Raw genomic sequence first — 12,223 nt, 5'->3', positions numbered from 1 at the left:
CGAAGAGCCTGGTTCAGCCCTGCTCGCGCGTTATTCCCCGGTGAGCAGCTGGTCGTCGTCGGGCCCCGGCGGCCGTATGCCATTACGTCGGCGATCGGCCAGGACCCAGCTACCGTCGAACAACTGCAGGGGGAAACTCTCACTCCTGCTCTGGCGTCGTTCGACGAACCCTGTGTCCGTGTTGGCTGCGCGCGGGTTGTTTCGCGTGATGCCCATCAGGTCGAGGACTGCGCGGGCCAGTTCCGCCAGCGGAAAAGGCTTGAACAGGATATGGCTGACACCCAGTTGGCTGGCCCGCTCACGAACCTCGGCGGTCGGGTGGGCAGTGATCAACACGAAATGACAGTCCGTACCTTGTTGGCGCACAGTCTCCAGTACCTGAAACCCCTCCATGTCGGGCAAGCGATAATCCAGCACGACCACTTCGGGCCGGGTGCGCTCGGCGGCGCCGATTGCACTGTTTCCGTCGTGGGCAACGTGGACGTCGAGGCCTTGCAGAACCAGGTAATCCTGGATATTGCCGGCAAGGGTCTGTTCGTCATCGACTACCAATACTGTGTTCACCAAGGTCCACTCCCTGAAAGCTGCTGGCCCGGTTTCCCGGCCCGGCACGAGTGCGGCCTTGTAGAGGCTTACGCATGCTTCGTGCCAGCGTGATACGGCGCAAATCACTGTGCTATGTCGTTGATTCTGTAAGCATAGACGCAAACGGGTGCTCACCCCTTCCCCAATCCCGGGGGTAGATGGCGTTTTGCCCCTAGCCGTGGCCCCAACATTGGGGGCGGCGTTGCGCTCAGTCGATACGTTGCAGTTGACCGCTATCACGCAAGCGTTGCAACAACGCCTGACGCGCTTGCGTCTGCAGTTGATCGATAAGAAGGGTTTTAGCCAGTGCAAGTCCCTGCTCGCGTTGGACAGGGTCATCCTGGCTTTGGTTCTGCGCACCGGCAAAGGTTTTGCCATTGGCCTCATAGAACGCCAGCACCTGCGCCTGGCTTGGCTCCGGTACGCGGCTGGCGGCTTGAAAGACCTGCTGCGCGGCCATTTCCTGACGGGTGTAGGCGCTAAAGCTCTGGGCATCGAAACCCGCCTCGGCCAGGCGCCGTTCGAAGGTTTGCGCCGAACCGAATGCCTGGCGCAAGTGAGCGATACGCGCCGCTACTTCATCATCGCTGACCGTCACGCCCTGGCGCTGGGCTTCCTGCCACAGCAGTTCGCGGTCGATCAGGTCGTTCAACGCCTGTTGGCGCAGGCGCTTGTAGACGCTGGGGTTGCGGATGCTGGTCAGCGCCCTGCCCTGATCCTCCAGGTACTCGGTAAAGTAACGCTCCAGGCGCAGCTGGCTGATTTCCACGCCATTGACCCGGGCCGCGGGAGGCCCGTCGGCAGCGTGCAGCGACAGGGCCAACAGGCACAGCAGCAAGGGCATCAGGCGGTTCATGGCGACCTCGTTTCAACAACGCTCTGGTAGGCGGCAACCGGGTAGAACACCGGGCCGGGCATTTCAACGGTGACCACATGCGCGCCGTTCAAGCCCTGGCGCCGTCCGGGGCCAAAGCCCAGGGCCGGGGTCAGGCCGGTTTGCACATCATGCAGGCCTTCCAGGGCCAGGGTCAGTTTCTCGCGGCTGGCATCACGCCCGGCGCGTTTGAGCGCTTCTTCGAGCAGTTGCACCGCGCACCAGGTACTGACCTGCAACACGCCCTGACGGCCATCCAGGCCCTGGCGCTGGCGCATCGCAGTGAGCGCTTCGCGCCCTTGCGGCGTCCAGTCACTGGGAATGAACGGATAGGCAAGAAATACCCGCCGCGACCAGTCTTGCGGCACCAATAACAGCTCGCTGGCGACCTGGCTCGATACCGCAAACAGGTAGGGCGTGCGTCCGGACTGTTGCAGGGCCTCGGTCAGCCGGCTGAAACCCGATGCTTTGCCGAGGTAGAAAAGCGCCTGCCCCGGTACGGCCTGCTGCTCGAACGGCGCGACGCTGACGTTGCTCCAGCCACGCTCAAGCAGCGCCTGACGCAGGGTGGCCGCCAGGGCGGCAAAACTGGCGTCGGCATAAACGATGCTGACCTGGGCCTGCTGCAACGACAGGCTGCCTTGGGCGTAGTCGGCCAGGCTGAGCAGTTGCTCGCGTAAACCGGGCAACGGGTCGAACACCTGGGGGCTGCTGGACAACTGTGGGGCTGCGCCGATCATGGGCAGGCGCGCCTGCTCCAGGCGGGCTATCAGGCTGGCATCCAGGGCCGGCGCCATCGGCGCGACCAGGGCGAACACCCGCTCCTGGTCAATCAATTGGCCCAGCGCCTGCTCGGCACTGGCCTGATCAATCCCGGGGTCGAGGTTGACCAACTGCAAGGTGCGGCCATGAATGCCACCTTGGCGGTTGATCTGCGCCAGGCGATCGTTCAGCACCGCCGCCACCACCCGCGCAGGTTCGGCCAGCGCGCCGCGGGTCGGCAGCAAGGTCCCCAGGCGCAGGGTCTGTTCTTCCAGGCCCGGGTCGCGGTCATCGGCCAGGCGTTTGAGGTAAGCCGTCAGGTTGCGCTGATCGGCCATGCTCAGGACAAAGCGCGGCATCGCAGGATCCAGGCGATTGCCGGCCGGGTCGCGCCCCTCCTGAATCGCGCGGGCCACAAGACCCTCGGAATAGGCCGGGTAGCGGCGACCATTGACCTGTCGCGCACCCTGCCCGCCGGCCAGGCGTTGCCAGTTCAGCGACGGCGGGCGCACCCCGCCTTCGGCCCGGCCCAGGCCATCGTTACCGTGACAACTGGCGCAGGGCACGACACTGGCCGGCACCAGCATGTCGGCGGCGCCGACCCGCGCCGACACCTGGGCATCGCTGCTCGACAGGCCTTCGCGGTACAGGCGTTTGCCGGCCTGTTCCTGAGGGCTGAGGTCGAGGGCGCAGGCCAAGGTGCTGGTCACCAGCACGCTCAACAGCAGGCCGATGCGCAGGTGCGCGGGCATGGTCTTCAACGCCCCGCCAAGGGTTGCGACAGCAGCTGCAGGCGCTGGGCAATGGCTTGCGCCGGGGCGTCCGGGCGGATCTTGCTCCAGCGCTTGTTGGCCACGTCACCGGCAATCAGTTGCGTCGAGTGTTGCTCGGGGCTGGGAATCAGGTGGCCCAGGCGCGCCAGCACCCGATCCATCTGCGCCTTGTCGCCGGTCAGGAACAGCCAGTTGGCACTGTCTACTCCCTGTTTTTCGGCAAAGGCCTTGAGCACTTGCGGCGTGTCGTTCTGCGGGTCGCTGCTCAGGGAAATGAAGGTGACCTTGCTGGCAGCCTCCGCCCCCAGGGCCTCGCGCACTTCGCGCAGCTTGCGGGTGATCAGCGGGCAGGCGTCGTTGCAGTGGGTGAAAATCACATTGAGCAGCACCACCCGGTCCTTGAGCACATCTTCGTAAAAACGCAAGCTGCGGCCGTTCTGGTCCTGCAGCACGGTATCGGTGAAGTAGGTGCGGGCATCACGGGTGCCGCCCTCGCTGGCCACCGGCGCCTCTGCTGGCGGCTGCCCGTGCCCTTCATGGGCCAGGGCCACGGAACTGAGGATCCACAAACACAGGGCCAGCGCCAGCCAGTCGGTGCTGCGCATGCCACGTCGGACGGCACTCATGGTTGCACCTCCTGGGCAATGGCAGTGTGCTTGGCGTGCACCCGGCGGGCGCTGAGGCGATCGATTTCGCTGATCAGCGATTGCGGGTCGGTAAAGCCGTAAAAACGCGTCCAGTGGCCGCTGTGGCCATCACCGACCAGGATCAGCGGCGGATGCTGGCCAAGGTCGGCACTGAAGCTGCCCAGGCCCTTGAGGGTTTCATTGATCGCATACGGGGTGCCGGTCAGCCAGCTCCAGCCGGGGCCGTTCTGGAACGTCTGCGCGTAGCCCAGCAGGCGCTTGGGGTCATCGCGCTGGGGGTCGACGCTGATCGACACCATCTGCACCTCGCTGCCGACCCGGCCACCCAGCTGCTTCTGTACCTTGGCCATGATCGACGACACCACCGGGCACACCGTGGTGCAGCTGGTGTAGATAAAGCCCATGACCACCAGGTGGTCGGCCACCAGGTCCTTTTCCAGGCGGACCGGCATGCCGTTCTGGTCAAGCAGCGAGACATCGGCAAAACGCACCGAGGTTTTTTCCTGATGGGCCGCCGGCGCACCATGGGCGCTGTGGTCGACACCGTTATGGGCCAGGGCGGTGCCCAGGCTTGCGGCGAGCAGGCAGAGGCTGAACAGTCTGCAGCGATCGAGCAGTTTCATTGCACACTCCTTGAACCGGCGTCGGATGCTTGTTGGGCGGCCGCAGGCAGAACCCGCAAGCTGGTGTAGTTGTTTTCGGCAAAGCGCTTGCCCAGCGACGGCGCCTGCACGTGCAGGTACCAGGCGCCCGCTTCCAGCGGCTCCAGCGACGCCTCGTAGATGCCCTCGCCGACTTCCCTGACCACGCCGGTGCGGGCCCGCGAGGTGGGCGCAAGAAAGTAGCGCAGGCTCAGGTCCTTGATCCCGGTGCGCGGCGTGCCGTTGCCCTCGCTGATGCGAAAGCGCGCGACATAAGGCTGGCCCTGGACCAGCGCCGAGCGGTCGATAAGGAACTCGATTTGCGGCGCCTGCCGGTGGGGCGCGCTGCTGGACGCTGCCACCTCGGTGCTGAAGCAATGGATGATCTGCGGCTGGTTGAGCAGGAAGGCGACATCGAAGGTGCCCGCAGCCGGCAGCTTGACGGTCGAACTGTAGACCCCCGGCGCCACCTCGCGCAGGCTGCGGTCGATCACCAGCGCAGCACGGGCACTGTGGCCGCGGTTGGCGTAGCCGGACATCGGCGCGTTCATGCCTTCGGCGTAGAAGTAGGTGGTGTTGTCCACCGGGTTGACCACGAACACCGAGTTCTCGTCACGGGCCACGGTCAGGCCCTGGGCCAGCGGCAGGTCGCCGGCCTGGCGCGGCGCTGCAGGCCCGGCCTCGAAACCCTGGACGATGGGCTGGCGACCTTCGCCCAGGCTGCTCAGGTTGATCATGCTGACCTTGGGCGATGCCAGCCCGCGAATGTAGGCATAGGCCTGGGTGAAGGTCAGTTGGTAGGGTTCGGCGGCCACCGGCAGGCTGTGAATCAGCCGGTCGCTGCTGGCGTCGATGACCATTGCCTGGTTCTCCAGGGTATTGAGGACGATGCCGAAGCGCCCGTCATTGCTGAAGCGCATCGGCCCCAGGCCCTGCTTGCCTTCGATCAGATGGCGGCGGCTGTGACTGCGGGCATCGATGACGCTGATGCTGCCGTCACGCCCGTCGGCCACGTAGACCGCCTGGGACAGCTGTGAATAGGCCACCGACAAGGGGTGCGAGCCGACCTTGAGGGTCTTGACCAGGCGCATCTCGCTGGCATCGATCACGCTCAGGGTGCCGCTGTCGCGGTTGCTGACAAAGGCGTAGCGCGAATCGGCGCTGAAAGCGATCTCATGGTGGCCGGCACCGGTGGCGAAAAACTTCAGGGTCTTGCGGCTGGGCACGTCGATCACCGTCACCCCGCTCAGCGCCGGGTCGCTGGCGTTGTTGCCAACCCACAGCAGGCGCTGGTCGGGCTGCATCGCCAGGCGCAGCGGCTGGTTGCCGGCAGGCAGGTTGGCGACGCGCTGGAAGGTCTCGGTGTCGATCAGCGCCACTTCACCGCGCTCTGGTATCGACACATAGACTTGCTTATCGTCCTTGCTCGCCACCCAATCCATCGGCGTGCCCGGCAGTTCGATGCGGGCCAGGGTGCTGGTGACGCCGCCCACCGACACCGACGGGTCGATCACGGTGAGGCTGGCGTCCTTGTTGAGCACCAACAGGAAGTAGCTGTTGAGGTCCAATAGCGGCCGTGCGCCAATGCTGCTCTTGAGAAACAACGCCACCCGCGCCTTGCAGCTGGTGTTGCGGTCCTTGGCCGCCTCGCCGGTCAGCGCAGGGTCGAGCCAGGCGCCAGGAGACACCCCGGACAACGGCTGGCCGCTGTTCTGATCGGTGATCTTGAAGCGTACGCTGGCAAAGCTGCCTTCGCTCAGTACCCCGCCCGCCCCCAATGGCCGCGCCTCGAACTCGACAGTGACACCGTCGCGGCTGAGGGTGTGCAAGGCCTGCGGGTCGCTGTCGGCCAGCTCGCTGCGCGGGTCGCACCACAGGCTTTCATAACTCACCCCCAGGCCGATCAGAGTCAGGCCCGCCAGCAGGCCCAGGTACAGCGGTCGATTCTTCTTGTTCATGACCTCTCCCCCTCGTTTACTGCGCCGGCGGCGTGGCCGGTGGTGTTTCGTTGGTCACCCGCAGGATCCCCCACAGACCGGAGACGTTGCCGTAGGCGGCGTAGTCGCGGAACAGGTAGTCACCCGGCACCGCATTGCTGCCACCGGCGCTGGGCAGCATGAAGCTGAAGTGCGCCGCCGGCAGCACGCTCTCCTGGGCGCCGATGTACATGGCCTGCGGGTTGTAGCCAAAGCGCACCGAACCGATACCGGGCAGGTTCATGGGATAGCCACCGGTATCGGACTTCTCGGCCTGGTAGGCATGCAGCGGCCACAGGTGTCCGTCAAGCTGGTAGGTGATGCCGCGGCTGCCGCCGGTGGGCATCAGCACATGGTTGCGCAGCGGCTGGCCAGGCTTGGCCCAAAGCACCGGGGTTTGCGGGTCGCCGCCGACCAGGGCATTGCTGTAGGCCATGTGGGCGTTGGGCACATCCGCCCAGCCGTTGCCATCGGCATGGCCGAACGGCGCATCCGGGGCCAGGCCGAAGCGGAACCACAGCGGTTCGGTCTTGTAGTTGATGGCCATGTTCGAGTTGTCCTTCGGATCACCTGGCACGCCGTTGCCTTCGGTGGCAATGCCTTCCACCGGCCGGCCATCGGCCCAACGCATGTTGAGCGAACGCTGCCAGAGGGTGGCGAAGTCACGGTAAGTGGTTTGCCCCGGCACCTGCACCGTGGCCGAGGCGCGGCTGGCGCCGTCTTCGCTCCAGGTGGCGCCCAGCGGCAGGATACTCATGGCGCCGATCAGGCCCTTCTGCCCCTGCTTGATGACATCGGCCGGGGTGATGTTAAGGCCGCCGAACTCGATGGCGGTGGTGTTGATGTTGTCCACCGCCCGGCCCATTTGCAGCACCGGCTTGCCTTCGCGCTCCAGGTGCCCGGCGTAGTACTGGTAGACCTTGCTTGGGTAGGCGCCGCTGTTGCCCGCGCGCGGCGGCACGGTCTGCACCGGGTTCTGGCCGACGTTGACACCGTCCGACTTGGTGATGTCATAGGCCAGCAGTTGCGCATGCAGGCCGACATGACTGGAGGGGCGCATCAGGTTGTTGTTGAAGGCGGTGGAGCCTTCGCTGCCCTGGCGGTCGCGCTTGACCACGTTCTGCATCACCGCCGTGCTGGGCAGGTCCGGCATCACCAGGGGCAGGCGGTTCTCCAGGGTGACTTTCAGGCACTCGCCGGCGGCGGCGCGCAGTACCAGCGGCTCGATCGGCACGCCGGGCTTGAGCTTGCCGGTGCCTGGGTCGAGGTCGGCCTTGCGCACGTAGAGGATCGCGGTCGGGTCGTGCAGCGGCCCGCTGTGGCCGCCAATGGTGAAGGTTTCACCGTCTTCGGGGTCGGTCACCGTCACCTGTGGGATGCTGGTGCGCCGGCTGTTGTAGACCAGGGTACCGCCGTTGGCCTTGAGCGGCCCGCCGACATGCTGGCCGGCACCGGCCGGGTCGGTGATGCTCACCCCCAGGGTGTTGCCGAGGATATCGTTGGCCAGCGCCGCGACGATTTCGTAGCTGCGCTGGGTGGTTGGCCGGGTGCCGATACCGTTGCTGTTGGCGGTAAAGCGTGGGCAGATGCCATCGAAGGCCACGGTATTGCGTGCGGCCATCGGTAGGCTGTTGTTGGGCAGCGCGAACAGGTCGTTGCGGCTGGTGGTGTAGTTGCGCATGACCCCCCAGATGCCGTTCCAGTAGCCTTCATGGGCCGCGTCCAGCGAGTACAGATAATCACCGTTGGGCGAGGACGCACTGGAGATCATCGACACCGGCGCCATGAACCCCAGCTGTTCGGAGATCCCCACCATCTGCGAGGACTTCCACCCGGAGTTGGAGCTGTTGCCGAAGCCCGAACCATTCTGCAACCACTTGACGCCGTGCAGGGTCACGTTGTGTTCCTCTTCATGGCCACCGGCATGCATGCGCAGGCGCACGTTGTCACCGGAGTAGGTGCGCAGCATCGGTGTGAACGGGTCGCCCGGCTCTGCCCCGGCGACGTTGATGTGCGGCGGGAACAGCGTGGTGCCACCGGTGGGACCGACCGCCGAGGTGATGGCCGAAGGTGACAGGTTCATCGCCGGGATGGCGCGGTCGGTACGGGTTTGCATGGCATAAGCCAGGTCACCGCCCAGGCCGTCGGCCTGCATGCCGCGCTTGCCATCCGGCGCCACTTTGTTGGGGTCGTAGACACGCAGGGCCAGAGGCTCGTTGCGGTAGTTGACGACGAACATGCCCGGGTCATCCACCGAGATCGCCTGCGGGCACGGCCGGCTCGGGCAGCCCGGGTTGAGACCGCCGCGCGACTCGACCACCGATTCCAGCAGGTTCGAAGCTTTCTGCCGCACAGGCGGATTGATCGCATAGCGGAAGCTGTCGGCGCTGGCCGGGTAGGCCTGGGCATTGGGGATGCCGTCCGGGCCTGCACCGACATACACCCCGGCTTCATAGGCGTGCTGGAAGTCGCTGTACTCAAGGAAGAATTCGCGATAGCTGTCGTTGCGCCCGTCACCGTCGAGGTCGCCGGTTTTCACCACCGCCTGCCACGAGGTCGGCCCGCCGTCTTCACGCAAGGCGCTGTTGTACAGCAGCTCGCCGGTTTCGGCGTGGTACCAGGTGGAGCCGGCCGGTTCTGCCAGTACGGTGGCATACAGGCCCAGTTGCTGGTGAGTCGATGGGCCGAGGTGGTCGTGGGTGAAGATGGTGCCCAGGCCACGGTCGACGTTGTGCACGTTGACCACCGGGTCGACGAACCAGCGCTGCATGGCCGTGCGCGCGCCCATCCAGTCGGCCCGCCCGTAGCGGCCGAAGAACGGGTGCGCCTTGGCCACCGGGCACTGGGCCGTACCTTCGCGGGGGTCACCGGCGCGGCATTCATTGAACTCGCGAATCGCATGGATGCGCTCGACCACGGTGCCGGGGGAAAGAATGCCGTCTTCGTAGTTCCAGCCGTTGGCCGAGCCGTCGGCGGCAGTCAGGTCCCATTTGGGCAGGTGGATATGCTGGCCGATGACATCGGTCGGCGTGCGCACCTGGTAGTCATCCATCTCGTAGTACGAGGGGATCAGGTTGGTGTGCTGGTACATCACGCAGTCGAAGGTGTTCATGCGCATCACCAGCGGCTCCGGTGGGCGCTGCTTGTTGATCACTGCCCAGGCGTCCTCCCAGAGGCTGATGATCCGCGCTTGCGGGAAGTGGTAGCCGACCTTGTTGTACACCGCGTCGAACTGGATGTTGGCGCCTTTGTAGATACGCGGGCGGTCGGCGGTGAAGCTCGAGCTGCCGGTAAAGCTCATGCCGTCCAGGCGCTCGCCGCTGTTGAACTCCCCGGCACCAGAGAACTGGGTCAGGCGCTTGGCGCGGTCATCCATGCACGGCTCGTAGTACGGCGCACCGGCGGTGGGTGCGGCGCCGTTGGTGCGGAAGTTGCGCGCCACTGTCTGTTTGCCGGGCAGCACGGCGTAGCTTGGGTGTTCCAGCTTGGCATGAAAGCTCATGGCCGCCTGCTCGACGTCGGTGCCCTCCTCGGGCAGAAACACGGCCTTGGCCTTGGTGATCGCCTTGGTGAAGTCCAGCGCAGTGGTGGTTACCACAGCTTCGCCACCAGCAGACAGGCCATCCAGGGCGTGGCGCGGCAAGCCGCCGTCCCAGCCACCGACCTGGGCCGGGTCGAGGTTGGCCCACAGGGCGTTGCCGGAGTTTTTCAGCTGTTGCGCCTTGGCCGGGTCGAGCATGTCCAGGGGTGGGGTTGGTGGGCGTTGGCCCACGGTGTTTTCCATACCGCCGATCCAGAACGGAAAGCCCGGGTTCTTCAGGCTGCCGTCGGCGTTGCGGTTGGCTTCGCTGCGATCGACCAGGGCCAGGGAGCCAACAGCACGCGGCGCGGCATCGTGACCTGCATCGTCATCGCCCTCCTCATGCTCGTCGTCATCGTTTTCAGCAACCAGGGTTTGCGCAAGTTTCGGAATCACCGCGACCTTGCCTGGCATCGGCGCCATGGCCTTGCCGGGCAACGGCACCACGGCGGGAATCGGTGTACCGGCGACAATCTCGCCGTCCGGCAAGGCCCGGGCGCCAGCGGCCGGTTTGCCGCTGCGCAGGGCAAACGGCTGGCTGTGATAGCCGTTCTGGTTCTGCCCGGAGACCTCCAGGCGGGTGCCTTCTTCGAACACATCGTGGACCCGCCACATGCTCCACATGCCCTGGGCAAAATGCGGGTAGAAGTGGCAGTGATAGATCGCATCGCCTGCCACCCGGTTGCGGTTGCCCGAGCCGCCGTTGGCGATTTCGTAGGTGTAGCCCACGCCCGGGCCGATGCCCTGGGCATCGACATAGTCGGAGTTGTCGTCATTGGGGTTGAACAGCCATTGGTGACCATGCAGGTGGAAGATGTGCTGCTCGTGGCCGTTGTGGGTGTTGCGGAACTTGACCATGTCACCGATGTAGCTGTGGTTGACGTTGGCCGGTTCCGCCGGGTACAGGGCCATGCTGGCCTTGACCCCGACCTGCTCGGCGCTCGGAGTCTGGCCGGGGCGGATGTTCTCAAGGCCGACGTTGGCCGGCACGTCCACCAGCATCGCCACGTCGCCCACAGTGTGCGAACTCAAGAAGAACTCTTCATAGGCGCACGACAGGCAGTCGTGCATGGGGCCCACGCCCAGGCGGTTGGCCACCACCTCCGCGCCCATGCCGCCGGAGCCATAATTGATCATGAACGAATCGCGGGTCGGCTCCAGCACATGGCCCATCACCGGGTCTGCCCAATAAGCGGGGAAGGCCTGGGTGGAGGCGGCTTCATCGGTGAACTGCGCGGCAAAATCGCGGAACGGCTCCAGGCGGTTGGGTATCGCCGGGTTGCGCTTGCCGATGCTTTCCAGCGGGTAGGTCGAGGCCGGGAAGCTGCCGTCGGCGTTGGAGCCCATGACAATGGCGTCGGATTCGCTGGAAATGATCTCGTTGCCGTCGGTCATGGCAATGATCGGCGCGCCGGCCTTGCCTTCGCGGATCCACGGTTCTTGCTGCGGGTAGCGGGCCTGGTAATCGACGATCGGCTGGCCGGTGGGGGTGCGGCCGCTGCTGCTCAGGCGCATTTCTTCTTCGGTCAGGGTATTACGGAAGGTTCGCCCACCTTTGGGGACCACCACCACCTGGCCGAACAGGCCGTTGGCGACGTTACCGGCCGCACCTTCACCGCCGAAGGTTGCGCCCTGGCTGGTGGCGGCGAAAGCTCCTTCGCGCTCGGCATACAAGGTGTAGGAGCGGCTGGCGCCGGGGGCGATCAGGAAGTTGCCATTGCGCCCGGTGTTGGCGGCGATGTCGGCGATGCTGTTGACCGCCTGCATGCCGTTGACCTGAAAGCCGACATGGCGGTCGGTGACCTGCTCGTCGGCGATAAAGTGCTCTTCACCCTGCAGGTTGCCCTCGCCGGCTTCGTTTTCCTCGCCTTCGGCCTCGTTTTCTTCTTCGTGATCGATGCCGTGCTTGTTCGGGTTGGCCTGGTAGGCCAGCAGGTTCTGCAAGTTGATGGTCAGGCAGTCACCCGCCGCCACCCGCAGCACGATCGGCCGCGGGCGTTTGTCCGGGCGCAGGCTGACCTTGCCCGGCACGGCTGCGCCGCCCGTGGCCAGCGACACCTGGTGCTCATCGACCACGTCGCGGCGCAGGGCGAACATCATGCCATTGGCGTTCTGCGCGCCGAGTCGGTTGAACATCAGTGGCTGGTCCAGCGCCACCACATTGGCCACCAGGTTGCGCTCACAGCGCACGGCGGCTTCGCTGACCTGCTGCCAGCCGAAGGTGGCGGCGGCGATCAACAGTGAAGTCAGGACTGAGCCTTTGATTGGAGTCATCATGGCGTGCCTCTGTGGTGCAAGGGAACTCTGGAAGGGCTTGAGCAAGGCCCATGCCAGATTTTTTATCGTTATTTTTTAAACACTTACAAAGCCTAGTGAATCTTGATT

General features: G+C 65.3%; 7 protein-coding genes. All 7 read right to left on the bottom strand.

The window, feature by feature from the left end; all coding sequences use genetic code 11:
• Positions 1 to 30: 30 nt before the first annotated feature.
• Positions 31 to 567: a response regulator gene (locus EXN22_RS13575; RefSeq protein ID WP_130264542.1), complete on the bottom strand. Its 537-nt coding sequence runs from the start codon at positions 565 to 567 to the stop codon at positions 31 to 33.
• Positions 568 to 793: 226 nt separating this feature from the next.
• Positions 794 to 1,441, bottom strand: a complete 648-nt coding sequence (locus tag EXN22_RS13570; RefSeq protein ID WP_130264541.1) for a SurA N-terminal domain-containing protein — start codon at positions 1,439 to 1,441, stop codon at positions 794 to 796.
• Positions 1,438 to 2,973, bottom strand: coding sequence for a cytochrome c/ABC transporter substrate-binding protein (locus tag EXN22_RS13565; RefSeq protein ID WP_130264540.1), 1,536 nt, complete (start codon positions 2,971 to 2,973; stop codon positions 1,438 to 1,440). The genes EXN22_RS13570 and EXN22_RS13565 overlap by 4 nt, the downstream gene beginning before the upstream one ends.
• Before the next feature lie 5 nt (positions 2,974 to 2,978).
• Positions 2,979 to 3,620, bottom strand: coding sequence for an SCO family protein (locus EXN22_RS13560; protein WP_407691927.1), 642 nt, complete (start codon positions 3,618 to 3,620; stop codon positions 2,979 to 2,981).
• Positions 3,617 to 4,264 (bottom strand): SCO family protein, encoded by a 648-nt coding sequence (locus tag EXN22_RS13555; RefSeq protein WP_130264539.1) that lies wholly within the window; start codon positions 4,262 to 4,264, stop codon positions 3,617 to 3,619. Before EXN22_RS13555 ends, EXN22_RS13560 begins: the two co-directional genes overlap by 4 nt.
• A complete protein-coding gene (locus tag EXN22_RS13550) occupies positions 4,261 to 6,240 on the bottom strand; it encodes a YncE family protein (RefSeq protein ID WP_130264538.1) in 1,980 nt (659 codons plus the stop codon). Before EXN22_RS13550 ends, EXN22_RS13555 begins: the two co-directional genes overlap by 4 nt.
• A gap of 16 nt (positions 6,241 to 6,256) precedes the next feature.
• Positions 6,257 to 12,115 carry a manganese-oxidizing multicopper oxidase MnxG gene (gene mnxG, locus EXN22_RS13545; RefSeq protein ID WP_130264537.1) on the bottom strand — a complete coding sequence of 1,953 codons (5,859 nt, stop codon included), beginning with the start codon at positions 12,113 to 12,115 and terminating at the stop codon, positions 6,257 to 6,259.
• Between the last annotated feature and the right edge of the window lie 108 nt (positions 12,116 to 12,223).

Source organism: Pseudomonas tructae, from assembly GCF_004214895.1.
GTDB classification, from domain to species: domain Bacteria; phylum Pseudomonadota; class Gammaproteobacteria; order Pseudomonadales; family Pseudomonadaceae; genus Aquipseudomonas; species Aquipseudomonas tructae.
Note: the sequence above shows the minus strand (reverse complement) of the source record. Positions and strands in the feature narration are given on the sequence as shown.